Source organism: Streptomyces sp. NPDC001880 (genome assembly GCF_053594575.1).
This window is the reverse complement of record NZ_JBSFET010000112.1, coordinates 1-16,142: the sequence shown is the minus strand read 5'-3', so window position 1 is coordinate 16,142 and position 16,142 is coordinate 1. Positions and strand designations below refer to the sequence as shown.

Annotated in this window: 9 protein-coding genes and 2 pseudogenes; 4 read left to right on the top strand and 7 right to left on the bottom strand. The window is 68.8% G+C overall.

What is annotated here, in order from left to right:
- Window positions 1–326: pseudogene (locus tag ACWCQ6_RS32080) on the top strand (hypothetical protein); the annotation flags it as partial.
- A gap of 1,254 nt (window positions 327–1,580) precedes the next feature.
- Here ACWCQ6_RS32080 and ACWCQ6_RS32075 read toward each other — a convergent pair.
- Entirely contained in the window at window positions 1,581–1,961 is a 381-nt protein-coding gene (locus tag ACWCQ6_RS32075) for a peptidase inhibitor family I36 protein (RefSeq protein ID WP_451095222.1), read from the bottom strand.
- Between the two features lie 632 nt (window positions 1,962–2,593).
- Between ACWCQ6_RS32075 and ACWCQ6_RS32070 the strand changes: the two genes are divergently transcribed.
- Together ACWCQ6_RS32070 and ACWCQ6_RS32065 are read left to right on the top strand one after the other, a co-directional pair.
- Entirely contained in the window at window positions 2,594–2,719 is a 126-nt protein-coding gene (locus ACWCQ6_RS32070; protein WP_451095220.1) for a hypothetical protein, read from the top strand.
- Between the two features lie 310 nt (window positions 2,720–3,029).
- Complete coding sequence (locus ACWCQ6_RS32065) at window positions 3,030–3,347, top strand: TetR family transcriptional regulator C-terminal domain-containing protein (RefSeq protein ID WP_451095218.1); 318 nt, start codon at window positions 3,030–3,032, stop codon at window positions 3,345–3,347.
- A gap of 1 nt (window position 3,348) precedes the next feature.
- Here ACWCQ6_RS32065 and ACWCQ6_RS32060 read toward each other — a convergent pair whose 3' ends face one another.
- Both ACWCQ6_RS32060 and ACWCQ6_RS32055 read right to left on the bottom strand, forming a co-directional pair.
- Window positions 3,349–5,394 carry a galactose-binding domain-containing protein gene (locus tag ACWCQ6_RS32060; protein WP_451095216.1) on the bottom strand — a complete coding sequence of 682 codons (2,046 nt, stop codon included), beginning with the start codon at window positions 5,392–5,394 and terminating at the stop codon, window positions 3,349–3,351.
- A 1,004-nt stretch (window positions 5,395–6,398) separates the two neighbouring features.
- Window positions 6,399–6,758, bottom strand: a complete 360-nt coding sequence (locus ACWCQ6_RS32055; RefSeq protein WP_451095214.1) for a peptidoglycan-binding domain-containing protein — start codon at window positions 6,756–6,758, stop codon at window positions 6,399–6,401.
- A gap of 322 nt (window positions 6,759–7,080) precedes the next feature.
- Between ACWCQ6_RS32055 and ACWCQ6_RS32050 the strand changes: the two are divergent.
- A pseudogene (locus tag ACWCQ6_RS32050) lies at window positions 7,081–7,278 on the top strand (IS256 family transposase); the annotation flags it as partial.
- Window positions 7,279–7,635: 357 nt separating this feature from the next.
- Here ACWCQ6_RS32050 and ACWCQ6_RS32045 read toward each other — a convergent pair.
- The 4 genes from ACWCQ6_RS32045 to ACWCQ6_RS32030 form a co-directional block, all read right to left on the bottom strand.
- The gene (locus ACWCQ6_RS32045) at window positions 7,636–8,592 is read right to left on the bottom strand and encodes an NAD(P)-dependent oxidoreductase (RefSeq protein ID WP_451095212.1); all 957 of its coding nucleotides are present in this window, start codon (window positions 8,590–8,592) and stop codon (window positions 7,636–7,638) included.
- A 2-nt stretch (window positions 8,593–8,594) separates the two neighbouring features.
- Window positions 8,595–9,734: a Glu/Leu/Phe/Val dehydrogenase dimerization domain-containing protein gene (locus tag ACWCQ6_RS32040; protein ID WP_451095210.1), complete on the bottom strand. Its 1,140-nt coding sequence runs from the start codon at window positions 9,732–9,734 to the stop codon at window positions 8,595–8,597.
- A 94-nt stretch (window positions 9,735–9,828) separates the two neighbouring features.
- Window positions 9,829–15,198: a non-ribosomal peptide synthetase/MFS transporter gene (locus tag ACWCQ6_RS32035; protein WP_451095208.1), complete on the bottom strand. Its 5,370-nt coding sequence runs from the start codon at window positions 15,196–15,198 to the stop codon at window positions 9,829–9,831.
- Entirely contained in the window at window positions 15,195–16,073 is an 879-nt protein-coding gene (locus tag ACWCQ6_RS32030) for a phosphopantetheine-binding protein (protein ID WP_451095206.1), read from the bottom strand. The genes ACWCQ6_RS32035 and ACWCQ6_RS32030 overlap by 4 nt, the downstream gene beginning before the upstream one ends.
- Window positions 16,074–16,142 lie beyond the last annotated feature (69 nt).

Below are 16,142 nucleotides of genomic sequence, written 5' to 3'. Positions count from 1 at the left end.
TGCCGGCGATCCGGGCCAGTTCGCCGGTTTCGACGCCGACGGGTGCGTGGGCGATCGAGGAGTGTTTCCAGGCCGCGAAGAACGAGTGCGGCCTGGACGAGTACGAGGTCCGCCGCTACATCGGCTGGTATCGGCACATCACCCTGACCATGCTCGCCCACGCCGTCCTGGCCGCACTCGCCGCCCGGGCCGGCGACGAGGCCGCAAAGGGGGCTGCAGAAACGGATCAGCCCTCGTCCCGCTCACCGTGGCAGAGATCCGACGGCTCCTGGACACTCTCCTGCCCCGCCCAAGAGCCGACCGCGCCCCCGTCACCCACGCACTGAACTGGTCGGCCTGGAGAAGACGTCGCCAAGCCATCGCCCGCAGCTGCCACTACCGAAATCGCAGTTCAGGACACGAACCGCTGCTGGAGTATTAGAGGATGTCTCACGTGACTTGATGTTCGTGCGGCATGATGCCGGTCGTGGGTGCTGATCTATCGAAGCGTCTGGTTCGCCGATGAACTCTGGTAGCTGGGCGCCCCGTTGCTGCCATCGTTCGCTGCTCGTCCGCAAGGTGGTGGGACTGCTCCGTGTGACAAGCGGGCCGTGTTCACGGCAGTGGTGTACGCGCTGACCAGCGGCTGTGCCTGACGGCATCTGCCGCCGACGTTCGGCACGTCGCCCGCCGCCGCGCATCGCCGGCCCAATGCCAGACACACCGCCAAAGCACATGCATCCCACTCGCCGGTGCGCGCCGCCAGTTCGACGAAGGCCTCTTCTCCGGTCCGGCGGCCAAAAACTCGCGGGCCTCCAGAACCAGCGGGTCCTCGCCCTCCTCACGGCTCATCGCCAGAGGCTACAGCGGGGCTCGACCGCCGCGAGGCGATACGGCGGCGCTGAGCGAACGGCTGCTTTCCCCCGTCGCGGGAACCCGCACCTCGGCAGCAAAGCGCCCGCGGTTCCCGTCCAGCGGCCGAAACCGCTGGTCCTCCTTGGAACATACCGCCCGGTGACGCCCTCGCCACCGCCGGTCTCCTCTTCGCGGCTACCACTTGCTCGCGCCAGATCTCTCCGGACCGCGCAGCACCCTGCCTCGACTACTACGGCACCTGCCTACCCGCAACGATCTCCACTGGCAGCCCCCATTCCTCGTTTCGGCTCAGGGCTGCACGAGTCACCTGTCCGAGCGACTGGTGGCTCGGCTCCCCCGAACATCCCGAACATGTCCGCTACGTTCAACTGCAGGTTACGCCCCCATCTGCGGACGCTCTCGGCCGGAAAAGTCCAGAAGGCCACGAAGGTTGTGAGTCGGGAGTCCAGCACTTGCCTGCGGCTGGCTGAGTTCTCCACCAGCCGGCCATGGGCTCAAAGTGGTGGCTGAACAGAGGCACCTACCTGGCCGGTTCTCGCGAAGTCCTGGCTGGACTGACCAGCGCTCAGTACGGTGCGGACCATGACGAAACGAGGGGCAACCCGCGGCGTGCCCCACAACAGCCAGAGAGCCCCAGCCCGGTTCGGACTGGGGCTCGAAGGCTCACGGGGAAACTCACCGGTGCGGTTTCCGGTTCGGTGGAACACCGTCGTCTTCGGGCGGTGTCAGCAGCCACTGCCAACGCGAAGAGAGGTCATCTTGTCGTTGAAGTGTGAGGCCACGGCCGCTTCGTACTTGCCCGGCGCGATCGTGATCATGCACCCGACGTACTTGGAGTGCTCGTAGACGCTGACCGTTTTGCCAGTGCGGTTCCAGTACGAGGTCATGCGGTCGTTCATGTAGTCGCCGACGTTGGGGTTCGACGAGGTGTAGTGCCGGAAGTCGCCCCGATAGCTGGATTGCTCCCATACGCAGAAAGATCCGGACGGGCACTGGTCGGAGTCGGCTGCCGCCGGGTTCGCGGCCATGGAGGCAGTGCCCGCGGTGAACGCCAGGACGGCCGCGGCGGCCCACAGACGCGAGGAGAAGCTTCTGAATCGGACCATGATTTACTCCTTTTCGTTTTCCGTGGTCGACCGCATAGAGTCAACTGTGGGCAGCGTAGGAATGCCGCAGACCGGCTGGCAATACTCACTCGGGGCGGGCAATTCTACGGATAAAGGTTTCTCCTCTTGATTTCAGGGGCTTCTCAGGATTTCAAGAGGTGACGCCGGTCAACACGAACAGGTGACATTCCGGCGCATCTTCAGGAGCGCCCCTGGTCCGTCCGGCGGACCGCTGCCCTCCTCAGCGGCCCCATATCCCTGTTCGCCTTTGCCATGGGCCTGTCCCGCCTCGCCGCCGCCGACTGGAAGTACGCCCTCTTCACCCAAGGCCCGGCGTTTGCCCGGCTCGTCCCAACTTGGGTCGGTTGAAGTCGGCGACGGACCCCGAAGCGGACGAACACGGCCCCTGCAGATCACGGAGTTCTCTACGCTTCGAGATCCACGAAGGTGCCGTGTTCGTCCCGCCACCATCCTCCATCGCAGCTCGCGCCTGCCCCGCACCCCGTCTGCAAGCCCTGCGCGAGGGGCGGTACAGGATCAAGTCCGCTGCTTGGTCGCCGAGTTCGACTCGCTCACCGACCCGCGCGGAGCCAGCGGGGTGCGCTACCGGCTCTCGTCCCTGCTGCCCCTGGATGACGGCACGCGCAATCAACACAAGCTGGTACGACAACCTGATCGCCCAGGCCGAGGCCATCACCGACACCACGCCGCTCGAGGCAGCGACGCGCACCGATGGCGACTGTGCCACATCGCACTGACCGACCGGATCATCACCACCGCACTCCGTGAGCAGATCAACGGCCGCCCCGCCACCGCCGACAATCACCCCTCGATGGACCCCGGCCGGATCAAGAAGATGATCAGCCCCACCACGCATGCGCAGCGCGTCGACAGCGTGCGTCGCAAATGCGGAACTGCGGTCCCTACTGGCGGCATGCTCCCCCGCGGACACCCAGACCCAGTTCACGCTACGCATGCACGACCGCGACGAAGAGCACGTGAGCGACTCGGTGCCCACCTGGTCCGGCCTGATCGAGATGCGGAACACCCGGCACATTCCCGGGCACTGTGACGCTCTCGCACAAGCCGCGCCTCAGGCACAACGCAGGGCGTACCGTCACCCAGTACGCCCTGCGGGAGCCCGGCTACGAGCATCTCGCCCGGCGGCAGTACGAGCACTATCCCTCGGCACACACCAAAGTGATCCGCCAACTTCTCTCGGTCCTCGGCGTGGATCTGACGGTGCCCGAGCCCGCGGCCGCCAGGTATCCGGCCGCGCTGACCGACGGTCTCACCCTCAACTTCCTCGTGCTGGGCGGCGAGGAGAAGGCGGGCGACGTGCTGGACATCGTCGCGGACCACATCCTGACGTTGGTGCGGGAGTAGCTCAGCGGCTGTACACCGCTGCCTCACTGATTGAGTAGCCGTACTTGGTAGCCCGCGTCACGCCGTGGATTCGGACGTACCGCGCCTGCACCGGGTTGAACGCCGCGTTGTCCAGGCCTCCGTCGCCGCTGTCCGTGGACCACACAGTCCGCCACGTGGTCCCGTCGTCCGAGACCTCGACCCGGTAGGCCCGTGCATAGGCCTGTTCCCAGTCCAGGAAGACCTTGCCGACTGTACGTGAGCTGCCCAGATCGAGCCGCAGCCACTGGTCGTCCGACCAGCCGCTCGCCCATCTCGTGTCGGTGTCGCCGTCCACGGCCTTTCCTGCGGCATAGCTGGTGAACGGGTTCCACTCCGTTTCGCTGGCCCTCGCCGCAGCGCCGGCGGCAAGGTTGGGTGCGGGCCTGTGGAGTTCGGTCACCTTCCAGGTGCGTAGGTAGGATTCCGCGCCGCCGAGCAGGTCCTGCACTGTGTCCTTGCCGCCGCTGAGCCGGATCTGCTCGATCCAGTCGGGCACCATGCCGACATGGGCCGCACCGTCGGTGTTGAAGTCCCAGGTGCGTTGGCCGGTTTGCTGACGGCCGATGACGGAGCCGCCGTCGGCACTGCGGAAGGGGTACTTGACCGCGTTGGGGGCGGTGGGTCCGACCGGTCCCGGCCAGCCGCCGACGCCGTTCATGTCGGTGCCGTAGCCGAGTCCAACACCGTACTTCTGGCGCAGCTCCCTGGTGGCGACGGACTCCTTGGCGAAGCTGTCGGCGCTGGACATGTACGAGGCCTTGAAGCCGCCGAGGCGGTAGACGCGCTCCAGCCAGCCGTCGTCCATCCAGCTGTGGCTGGAGAGCACGCCGGGGTAGTTCGCCGACTCCAGCAGGTCCAAGGTGCGGCCGGCCGCCTTGACGCTCATGTGATCGACCTCGACCATCATGTTGCGCTTCATCAGCCCCTTGACCGCGTACTCGCCGAGGCGGGTCAGCCCACGGGTGTTGCACTGCGCGCTGCTGTCGTATGCGGGCACCTTGGTGCCGGCGGGCAGCAGCTTGGTCACCTCGGCAGGGGCGGCCACGTTACCGGCGGGGTTGTCGTGCTGCGGACCGCTGCACTTCTCCGTACCCCAGAAGGTGCCGGTGGAAAGGAACTGGCCGATGTTCACGGCCGTTCCAATGGTGCCGGAGTCCATCCGCACCCCGCACAGGGCGTTGTCGAACTTGTGGCACAGGAACATGCTGCGCACACCCAGCTTGTACAGCTCGTCCAGACCGCTGTCGATGTCGGCCTGGCTGCACTGGGAGACGTCGAGGATCTGCTTGCAGCCGAAGGGCTCCGAGGTTTCGACGCCGAGCACCACAGCGAGCTTGCCCTCGGCGACGACCTGGCGGGCCCGGGTGGAATCGGTGACGATACGGAAAAAGCCCTTGCCCGCTCCACCGTAGATCTTGTCGATGTAGTCCTGCATCTCGTAGGTCTTACGGGCTTCGAGACGGATGGCATCCATCTCGTTGCAGCCGCGATCCCTGACGTAGATCGAGCACAGCAGGCCATTGGTGACCAGGTCGTTGACCAGGATCCGCTGGCCGCCGCGCCAGGCGCGCTCCAGCCACGCGTAGTAATTCTGCTGGTGACTCAGGGAGTTGTGGGCGGGCCAGGACTTGAATGTCGGCCAGCCCACCGGGTCGTGGTAGCCGTTCGAACCGCCGGTGACGTTCTCGAAGAGAGCGAGCGAGCCATCGGGATAGTGCTCGGGGCAGTCTTTGAGAGCGTCAGCGATGCCCTCTTCGGAGAACGGCTTGCCACAGATGATGCGTCCGCCGAAGCCCTCGTTGGACATCAAGTGATTGTGCACATCGACGAAGCCATCGACGCGCCCCTGGCTGTCCGTGCCACGGAAGGGTTCGCCGGTGACGTTGATCTGTGAATCGGCAGCGGGCCGCGCCGTGGGCTCCCACCAGGGGGTGTCGGCACCGACGGCCGACGGGGAGCCCACACCAAGAGCCAGCAGAAGGGTGACGACAACGGCAAGAAGTCCGCGCCTGCGGAGGAGGGTCATCCGGGCCACCTTCGCTGTCCGGGATGGGTACGCGCTAACTTACTTGCGCGTAGGTCCCGTCGAGGATGGCGCTTACCTGATAATGAGTCAAGAGCTGAGGAAGCATGCCTATTTGATAGGCCTGTCAGCTCTACTGGCTGAAGAGTCCCTCCGCGGCCTGGGTCATCCAGGCCGCAAAGGAATATATGGTGATGGACCTTCAGGATGCCGACGCCACAGTCACGCACCTGATCTCTGGCTTGCCGACCGCCCGCTCTCGTCGAGGACGAGACCGACGCCAGCCGGCAACGCTGCCCAACGCCCCGCACCGGGCGGCGACCGACGCCATCGACCTGCCTCCGGCTGGCACGGATGCCACCCGCATGAAGCCCAGGGACCGGATCGTCGTCGGCCTGCGCGTGGGCATGCCTGTCCCCGAGCGAGCTGGAACCAACCGTGAGGCCCTGCCAGTCGGTCATCGGTCAGGGTCGGCAACCGAATACCGAGCCGTGGGCCATCGGTCACCACGACCGGTCAGGGTCATCGGTCACCAGGAAGACCCAGTCGCGTCCGAAGGGGCGGCCACCGCCATGGAACAACGGTCGGTCAGCCGCTGACTGACCGAAGGTGCGCAGGACTCTGTTGCCGGCGCTGCTGTTCGAGGTACTCGGCAGCAGTGGTCACCCGCCGCTGCCCGGTCTCCGGGGACAGCCCGAGACGACGGACAGCCTCTCCCCCGCGTCCTCGGCCTCGGCCGGCCACTGAAAACGGTCACAATCTGTTGCTGCAGCGGGTCCATGTCCGGCGGTCTGCTGCTGAGGCAGCCGGGCAGCCTCAGCTGCAGTGTCGGTGACCGATGCCTCCCAGACGACCGGGTCACGGACAGGCACCTGCGCTGCCCGCGCCGAGACGTCACGCGCAGGCTGATGCGGCACTCCCCCGCTCCCCCGGGACTGCCGAGTGCACCTAGAACTAATGCACGCTGCCTTCAGTGTGTGGGACAGACCCTGGCCATGTGGGCAGTTCTACCCCGGGTAGGGGTCGTAGCAGTCGAGAGCCGGGTCGTAGAGGACGTTCCAGGTCTTAGCGCCGATGATTCCGTCCTTGGCCAGGCCGTGACATCCCTGGATCCACTTGACCTTACTCAGCGTTTGGCTGCCGAAGATGCCGTCAACGGTCAGTTTGGGTACACCACCCCAGACATTCGACAGACACTGGGCCTGCTTCACGGCCACCCCCGTGTTGCCGGACTGAAGGGTTGGCCGGTAGGTCGACGAGGCGTAGGCACACCCTCCAGGCACGGCACTCGCCGACGGCGCGCTGATGCCCAGAGCTCCGACTGCGATTGCGGCGGCGCTCGGAATGGAGGCGATCCGGCGTTTCATAGCGGTTCCTCTCAGTAACCCCAAACGATAGGTGCCGTCTCGATGACAGAACGTGACTGCAGGGATCTCGGTCTTCCCTGTCGAGGGTGCCTGGTCGAACCTCAGCCAGCAGCCCGGGCGGGCCGGGGAGCAATGCTCAAGGCCTGCGGATCGTGGCTCGGGTGGCACGCGAAGGCGCACTTTCTCGAGTGATCGATTGAAGGTGATCGAGATGGCCGGCATTCACAGCACCGGTCGGAAAGCCACGCCCGTGCTCACGATAGTCAATGCTGACGGTTCCAGGCCAAACGGCTCCCAGATCGTCCGCGAGGGCGCAAGCAGCTCCTCGGCCTGCCTCTCGCCCTCCACTGTGACGCGGCTGACCGTCCTCTGGCGGGCCAGCCACAGGATATTCATGGACCGTGACTTGTCCTCCACCGACTACGTGTATCTCCGGGCGGACGGCTTCCACCCGCGCATTCGTTTTGATGAGGCGAAAGCCGTGGTTCTGGTGCTGATGGGTGTGCGGGCCGACGGCACGGCTCACCACCAAGGCCCGTGAAAACACGCTGAACTCCCCTCTTCCCCGAGCGCCCCCCTCACGCAGGCGGAAACCACCAGCCCACCGCCTACCACGAATCGCGCGACGGCTTCGATATCGAGCTCGTCGCCCCCTCACGTAGCCGTGATGCACCCAGCCAGGTCGCATATGCAGGGCCTGGCGTTCACGCGGACGGCGGGTTGGCCGTACACGCGAATGAGCGGCAGCGTGGCTGAACCGTCAAGGCCCGCCCCCTGTCGGTGTCGGCGCGCTATGCCACCTCGAAAGCCTGAGGGAACCTGTACCTGGGCGGAGCGAGGGCTCCGCCCAGGCACAGGCACCAGCGCATCGCGTTCCTCACCCGGGGTGGATCCCGACCACGACGGCGTCCCGGGCCGCTCGGCCGGCTCGCAGATCAGTGAGGTTGTCCTGGAACACCTGGCCCACGGCGGCGGGTTCGCCGGGGAAGGCGAAGGCGCAGTGCGGGGAGATCACCAGACCTGGTGTCCGCCATCGAGGGTCGTCCGCGGGGAGAGGCTCGATGTCGTGAACGTCGAGTAACGCTCCGCGCAGTGCTCCTGCCTCCAATGCCTCGTGCAGGGCTGTGTGGTCCACCGTGGTGGCTCGGCCGACGTTGACCAGCGCCGCACCGGCCGGCAGTGCGGCGAGTACATCGCTGTTGACGAGATGGTGCGTTCCGGCGGTGGCAGGCAGGCAGCAGACCACGTGGTCGGCAGTGGCGGCAGCCTCGGCCAGGTGATCGGCACCCACGGTGCGGTCCGCCCCCGGTACGCTCCGTTCCCCGGTGCGGGTGACGGCGACGCATCGAGCGCCCAACGCGGTGATCTTGCGGATCACTGCCTGTCCGATTCTTCCGGCTCCCACGACCAGGACGGTCGATCCGCACAGCATCGTGGCGGTGGACGTGTGCCAGGCACGTCGTTGAGGACGTGCCGACAGTGTCGGGAACTCCTTGAGCAGCATGAGCAGTGCGGAGAGCGCGTACTCCGCGACGGATTCGACGGGGACGCGCGCCGAGTTGGTCACCAGCGTCCCGGGCGCGAGTCCGGCGGCGGAGAGGTGGTCGGTTCCGGTGCCGGTGAGGTGCAGCCATCGGAGGCCGGGAAGCAGAGCGAGGGAGTGCGCAGGGAAGTGGTGGCCGATCAGTACCTCGACCTCGGCGAGTTCGCTCCGCGGCAGGTCGAGGAGAGAGGTGGCCCGCACCGCCGTGACCAGCGGTTCCAGGTGAGGGAGCAGCTCCGTGGCCATCGCCGTGTGTGCGACGAGTACACGTGGATCGTGCCAGGAGTGCACCTTCACCGGTCTACCGCCCGGTGTGCCAGGAGTTCCGCGACAGGGTCGGGGCTGCCGTGGCGGGTCAGCTCGGTCACGCTGACACAGTTGCGTCTGATCTTGTTCGCGATCCAGGTACGCAACCATTCCGCGAGGCGGGGCGCGGGCAGTCCGGACGGGGCCACCCCGGTGAGAATCGCCCCGGTCAGGGCTGCCCCGCCGACGTTCACCACCACGTCCGGCAACACCGTGTGGCCTGCCTGGCGCAGGAGACGGCGCGGGACGGGGCCACAGCTGAGGTTGCCGCCCTCGACGATGACGCGGGCGCGCACGTCTGGGACCGAGTCGAGGTCGATCGCGTCGGCGGAGGCCGCGAGGACGAGGACATCCGCGTCGACGGTCAGCCAGGCCCGGTCCGGGCCGAGGGACCGCACCCGGGCCGGGAGTCGCGCACGGTCGATGGTGCCGTCCGTGGAAGTCGCCGCGATCAGTCCATCCGTGCTCAGACCGGCCGGGTCGGTCAGGGTGCCCAGGACATCGGCGACGGCCACGATGCGGTGGCCCGCGCGTTCGAGATGCAGTGCCGCCGCCCGGCCCACCACTCCGAAGCCCTGTACCACCACGCGCTGGGGTGCGGTGACCTGCTGCGCCTCCAATGTGCTCAGCGCCGCCGTCGCGACGCCGAAGCCCGTGATGTCGGACATGGTCTTGTAGAACTGCTCCCAAGGCACGTCCAGCCGGGTGGACCCGGGTACTTCGGTCACGTCGTAGTCAGCCGCGGCGAAGCACGCGTCGCGATCCGCCGGCGTCGTGCCCTGGTCGCAGCCCAGGTACACACCGCCGTGCAGGAGCGGACGGCTGACCCGGCCGAAGGTACGCATCAGCCGGTTGCGGTCCGTGACGGCGGAGCGGGGGCGGATGCCCGCCTTGGCCCCGCCGATCGGCAGGTCGACAAGTGCGAGCTTGTGGGTCATCGCCCGTGCGAGGAGCTCCAGTTCGTGCTCGTCAACAGTCTCGGTGAGGCGGGTTCCACCCATGGCGAGGCCCCGCACGGTGCTGTCCACGACGACCCAGGCGTCGGCCTCGCAGCCGGGCAGCGAGAGCGTGGTGGTGAAGAGCGGCGACGAGGTCAGGGCGTCGTCGCTGTGGAGGAGTTGGTGCATGTTCACGTCTTTCTGGTTCCGGTGAGTACGTCGTGGCGAGAGCGCGGGCCGGGTACGCACCCGGGCGCCGGGAGACGGCACGGCCCGAGCGGCGTCAGGTGGTGCTCCGGCGCAGCAGGGCGTCCGCCTCGTCCTGGAGCGTGTCGAGGTCATCCGCCACGACCCCCGCCGTCGAGACATCGGGGAGCCGGCTCTCGATGTGGCGCAGGGGGCGGTACCGCAGGCCGAGGAAACCCCATACTGCAAGCAGGAGTCCACCGGTGATCATGAGCAGCCCCATGCCTCGGCCCGGACCCGTGCCGCCCACGATCTGGAGGAAGGGGGCGTGCCCGACGAGGGGGTCGAAGAGGTGGTGCAGCAGGACGGGGGTGAGCAGGAAGCCGAGCGGCATCAGCCCGGTGGCGAGCATCTGGTTGGTGGCCACGACCCTGCCCTGCAGCTCCAGGCCCACCTTGGCCTGGAGGATGGCGAGCCAGTGTGCGTTGAGGACGGCGTTGCACATCCACCACAGGAACAGGCCCACGCCCATGAGGACGGGTTCCGGCCGCAGCCCGATCAGCGCGGTCGCCAGCCCCATCCCGATCGTCATGCCGATCATGCCGTCGGCCCGGCGCCGGGTGCCGCCCCAGAAGGCCATGGCCAGGCCGCCGACCGCGGCGCCGAGGCCGCCCGCCGCGGTGACCGTACCGAGGACGGCTGGACTGCTCGTGGACAGGACGAGCGGGGCCGTCAGCACTGTGGTGGTGGCGGTGACGTAGTTGACGACGATGAAGAAGAGCACCATCGCCACCATGGGCGGCCGTCGGGCGAGGAAGCGCCAGCCTCCGGTGATCGCGGGCAGGAAGCCCTCCCGGCGTCTACGGAAGAGGCGGTCCGGGAAACGTATGACGAGAAGTACGGCCCCACCGGCGAGGACGGCGACGAGATCGAGCCAGACCACCCCTGCCAGTCCGGCCAGACTGATCAGCGCTCCGCCCAGTACCGGCGCGATCAGCGTGCTGAGGGCGGTGCCCAGTTGCACCACGCCATTGGCTTGGGCGAGGTAGGGCTTGGGCACCAGCTGGGCGACCGAGGCGAGATAGGCAGGCCGCTGGAACGCGGCGGTGAGTGAGGTGAGCGCAGCGAACACCGCGACTTCCCACACCTGCAGTGTCCCGGTGGCCGCTGCGGCGACGAGGCCGGACAGGGTGACACCGTAGACGGCAGCACACCCCAACAGGACCCGGCGACGGTCCCAGCGGTCGGTGGCTGCACCGCCCAGCGGCGCGGCGAGGAAGGCTGGAAGCATGGCCAGCATGGTGACCAGGGAGTAGGAGGACACCTGGTGGGTCTTCTGGAAGACCCACACCCCGAGGCCGAAGGAGGTGAGCGCGGAGCCGGTCATCGAGGCTGTCTGGCCGAGCGCGAAGAGCCCGAACCGGCGCAGGTCCCGTCGTTCCGGCGCACTGTCCGGTGCCGCCGGTGCGGGCACGGAGGCCGCCGGCGAGGAGAGCTGTTTCTCGATGAGCCCGGCGAGTTCGGAGGCCTGGTGTTTGAGGAAGTAGTGCCCCGCGTGCGGGATGCCGGCGAGGGAGACGTCGTTGGCGACGGCGGTCCACTCGCGGTACCGCTCTTCGAAGAGTTCGGTGGTGCGGTCGCGGTCGCCGATGACGCACAGCACGGGCGCCTGCAGCCGCCGGGTGTCGCGGCTCTCGAAGCGGGCGCTGAACCAGTTGACCGCCTGGCGCGCGTCGTGCCGGACGGCACGGATCATCGCGCCCCGGGTGTCCTCCTCCATCTGTCCACCGAGCGCCCGCAACACGTCGTGATAGGCCCGGTCGGACGTGCGCCGGTCGTCGGGGAACCAGCGGTGGGCGAGGGCGGACAGTCTGCCGGGAAGCCGTGCGCTGGGAAAGGCGGCGCCGAGAACGACACCGGCGAGTTCCTCGCCTCCCTCCTCCAGTGCCAGGGCCAGCGCGACGGCGGGTGCCGTGCCGACGCAGTGCCCGTAGACCAGAACCCTGCCGGTGTCGATGTCGGCGAGTTCGTCCCGGCACCGTGTCACGACCTCGGCGAGGGACTGCAGATCCTCGTCGGCGCGTGCGGGATCGTGGCCGGGCAACTCCACGGCGAGTACCTGAACGCCCGGCCGTCGCGTGGCGAGTTCGTGTGCGAGGGGTTGGTACGAGGCCGCGGAGCCACCGCCGTAGGGCACGCAGACGACGGTCACCTCCGGGGACGTGCCCGGGGGCGGCCCGGCCAGCCGCTGAAGAAGCCCGGTGCTCGCGGATGCGGGATCGTCGAGCAGGGTCGCCAGTTCCCGCACCGTGGGGTGGGTGAAGAGGGACACCACCCGCAGACCGGGGTCGATCAGCCGGGCGGCGCGCAGCGCGCTGAAGGAGTCCCCGCCCAGCGCGAAGAAGTCGGCGTCGATGTCGAGGTCCTGGTCGGGGAGTTCCAGTACCTCTTGCCAGGCCGCCGCGATACGTCGCTCGGCAGCGCTGCGCGGGGTCGTACCGCTGTGCTTCTCAGAAGTCTGCGGGACGGGCAGAGCGGCGCGATCCACCTTGCCGTTCGGGGTCAGTGGGATCTCGGGCAGGGGTACCAGGACTGATGGGACCATGTGGTCGGGCAGTTGGGAGCGCAGAGCGGAGCGCACAGCCGCGATGTCGAGCGGGGCACTGTCGACCGCCGGGACGACCCACGCGACGAGGCGGCGCCGGTGTGCCTCCCCGACGGCGAGCACGACCGCTTCGCGCACGGAGGGCAGCGCCCGGCAGGCTGCGGCGACCTCACCCGGCTCGACCCGGTACCCGCGCACCTTGACCTGGTCGTCGAGACGGCCGAGGAACTCCACGAGTCCGTCCACGCGTATGCGCACCCGGTCGCCCGTGCGGTAACAGCGCTGGGTTCCCCCGACCGGATCCGGGACGAAAGCTCGCGCGGTGGCCTCCGTGTTCCCGGCATAGCCGCGTGCCACTCCGGGGCCGGCGATCCATAGTTCCCCAGGCGTTCCTGGGGGCGCGAGCCGTCCGCTGCGGTCGACGACGTAGCAGAGTGCGTTCGGGAAGGGCGTGCCGAGCGGGGCGGAGACAGCGGTCGTGTCCGAGGGATCGCCGATGTCGCCGGGCTCGCACCCGAGGACGGAAACGGTCGTCTCGGTGGGGCCGTAGTGGTTGTGCACCCGCAGCCCGGGGCGGGCCGCCTGCACGCGGGCGACGAGCTGCGGCGGACACGCCTCTCCGGCGAGCACGAGGAGGTGCCCCGGCAGCACGGCTGCCAGGTCCCCGTGTGCGGCAAGGAGTTCGAGGTGGCTGGGCACCATCTTGACGATGTCCACCGGGTGGGTGGCGAAGTACGCGGCGAGCTCTGCGGGGTCGGTGGCCCGCTCGCGTTCCACCAGGTGCAGCACGCCGCCGCTCACCAGCGCCCCGAACAGTGACAGGTATCCAAGATCGGCCGCCGCCGTGGAGAGCAGGGCGAAGGACCGCTCGTGACCGTCGATCCGCTCCAGCGCGGCGTGCAGATAGTGGGTGAGGGAACGGTGTTCCACACCGACGCCCTTGGGCGTGCCGGTCGTTCCGGAGGTGTAGATCAGGTAGGCGAGCTGGTCCTCTTTCACTTCCGCCCTGGGCCGGTCCGCGCGGGTGGCACCGGAGGCGGACAGGGCCTCCGTCACCAGGACGTGCGACGTCCGCACACGGTCGGCCAGAGCCCGTCGGGCCAGCACGAACCGTGCACCGGACGCCGTCACGGTGCGGGCGAGCCGCTCGTCCGGGTGAGCGGGCTCCAGCGGAACGAAGGCCGCTCCGGCCTTGAGTACGCCCAGCAGGGCCACCGGCAGGTGAATGTCCCGCTCGGCCAGTACCGCCACAGGCTCACCGGCGCGTACCCCGGCTGCGAGCAGGCCTTCGGCGACGCGGGCAGCCCGCTCGTCCAGTTCCGCGTAGGTGAGGGTGCCGTCCTCCGCGACGACGGCGGTCCGTTCGGGCGCTGTGCGCGCCCAGCGCCGCACCAGCTCGGGCACGGGATCGCCCGGATACGTGCGCGTGGGCCCGCGCAGCACCCCCTCTGCCGGGTCCGTCAGGAGCAGTTCGCTCACGGGACGGTCGGGGTCGTCGGCCAGGCCGGTCAGCAGCCGCAGGTAGGACTCGGCCAGCCGCTGTGCAGTCGCGGGGGTGAAGCGTTCGCGACGGTACTGAAGCACTCCGCTCAGCGGACCCCCGGCGCCTGCTTCGAAACAGTGCAGGGCCAGCTCGCTCTTGACGGCGCCGGTCGCGATCTCGGTGAACCGTGTCGTAAGCCCGGGGAAGAGGCTGGTGAGATCGGGCCGGACGTACAGGTTCGCCATGGTGTCGAAGAGGGGTGCAGTGCCTGCCGCGCGCTGGGGGCGCACCTGACGCACGACAAGGTCGAAGGGAACGTCCGCCCGGGACAGCGCGTCGAGTACGACATCGCGTACCTCGGCCAGCAGGCGCCGCCCCGACCACGCCGGAGACAGGACCGTCCGCATCACGACCGTGTTGACGAACGGGCCGACCGCCCGCTCGCCACGTGCCGTGTGCCGGCCCCCGTCCGGTACCCCCACGGCGATGTCCTCGCTGTCGGACACCCGCGCCAGCAGCGCCTGCCAGCAGGCGAGGAGCACCATGAACAGCGTGACACCGTTGTCGGCGGCCAGGGAGTTGAGGCGCGCCTTGAGTTCGGTGGGGAAAACGAGGGGAACGCCGGCACCCGCGTCGGAGGGAACCGGCTGGGCAGGACGGTCGGCGGGCAGGTCCAGTGCGGCGGGCACGTCACGCAGCTGTTCCTGCCACCAGTCCAGATGGCGAGCCGCCAAGGCCTCGGGGAGAGGAGTGACCACCTCGGAGTACTGCGGGGGCCGTGGTGGCAGCGGCCCCCGCCCCAATTCGTGGGCATAGAGCGCGGCCAGGTCGGTGAGCAGGAGTCCGTTGGACCAGGCGTCGGTCGCCAGGTGATGGAGGACCAGCAGCAGCGCGTGCTCCTGCTCGTCGAGGCGGAAGCAGGTGACGCGGAGCGGGCATTCGCGCTCGGGGGCGATCGGCTGCCGCACACTCTTGTGGACCTGCCGGTCGAGCTCGGCCTCGGTGTCCGTGGCATCGCCGAGGTCCACGACGTCCAGAGGTACGGCCGAAGCCGGGCGCGTGACCAGAACGGGGACGGGGCCCGAGGCGTCGACGACACCGCGCAGTACGTCGTGCCGTTCAGTGAGCCCGCGCAGCGCAGCCAGCAGCGCCGGACGGTCCAGTGAGCCGCTCAGCCGCAGCAGGACGGGGACCAGGTATGCGGGGCTGTCCGGCTGGAGCTGGGAGGCGAGCCACATCGCCTGCTGCGCGGAACTGAGCGGTACCGGCTCCTCCCCCCGTCGCGGGGCATCCTGCGGGCGATGTGCCCTGCGGGCGGACAGCAGGGCACGCAGCCGGTCCTGGTCGGCTTGCGAGGTGGTGGCCGTCGCATCGCTCATGCCGTCTGCTCCTTTTCGTCCAGGGCCGACGCGTCCAAGGCGGCCAGCGCGCGCTGTTCGACCTCGGCGGCCAGATCGCGCAGCACCGGCAGTGCGAAGACCGTGCGTACTGAGACATCGACGCCGAGCGCGTCCCAGATCTCGGCCGCGACCCGCATCGCGGTGAGCGAGGTCCCTCCGAGGTCGAAGAACGAGTCGGAGGCGGCTACGTCCTTCACCGGCAACAGCTGCTCCCAGGTCGTCGCCAGGAATTCCTCGACGACGGTGGACGGTGCGACCCGTTGTCTCTCGTCCGGGGCCGGGGGCTCGGCCGATGGGGACGGCGGGAGGGGCAGGCCGATGGCCGAGCAAGAGCGGTCGGGTGCTGCGGTGCCCTGGGCGAGGACATGGAGGAATCCGTCCAGCAGGGCCCCGGCGGCCTGTTCGTCGAAACACTCGAGGTCGTGGACGAGATGGATCTCGGTACCCGACGCCGTCGTGTTGACGAGGAAGGTGGCGTCGTCGCGCGCGCTGCCGGTGTCGCGTTCGCCGAGCACACTCAGGGTCACCGCGCCGGCGGCGACCTGGACCGGCGCCCCCGACGGCCGCATGGAGAGCGATACCGGGGTCAGGGGTACGCCGGGGCGTCTCGGGAGCCCCGCTGCCGTGGCTGCCTCGGCGAGTGCGGCGGCGGGGAGCATCGTGTGGGCGAGCGCCCGGTTGCGCGCCAGAGCCGCCCGCGCGGCAACGGTACGGAAACTCTCCTCGGGCCCGAAGCGGACCCGGACCGGAGGAACGCAGAGCAGGGGCCCCACGACCCGTTCGAGTTCCGGTACGGGGCGCCGCGCCACCGGCACGGCGACGAGGATGCCCGCCCCCGGCCGCTGTTCCCGCACGGCCTTCCCGTCCGAAGCCGCTGGCCAAGCACTGAAGACCGGTTGTCGGACCCCCCGCCTAGACTCGCA

Bases quoted from the DNA above. Each gene is read 5' to 3' on its own strand.
- ACWCQ6_RS32075 (WP_451095222.1), bottom strand. From the start codon at position 1,961: ATGGTCCGATTCAGAAGCTTCTCCTCGCGTCTGTGGGCCGCCGCGGCC.
- ACWCQ6_RS32070 (WP_451095220.1), top strand. From the start codon at position 2,594: ATGACGGCACGCGCAATCAACACAAGCTGGTACGACAACCTGATCGCC.
- ACWCQ6_RS32060 (WP_451095216.1), bottom strand. From the start codon at position 5,394: ATGACCCTCCTCCGCAGGCGCGGACTTCTTGCCGTTGTCGTCACCCTT.
- ACWCQ6_RS32055 (WP_451095214.1), bottom strand. From the start codon at position 6,758: ATGAAACGCCGGATCGCCTCCATTCCGAGCGCCGCCGCAATCGCAGTC.
- ACWCQ6_RS32040 (WP_451095210.1), bottom strand. From the start codon at position 9,734: ATGCACCAACTCCTCCACAGCGACGACGCCCTGACCTCGTCGCCGCTC.
- ACWCQ6_RS32035 (WP_451095208.1), bottom strand. From the start codon at position 15,198: ATGAGCGATGCGACGGCCACCACCTCGCAAGCCGACCAGGACCGGCTG.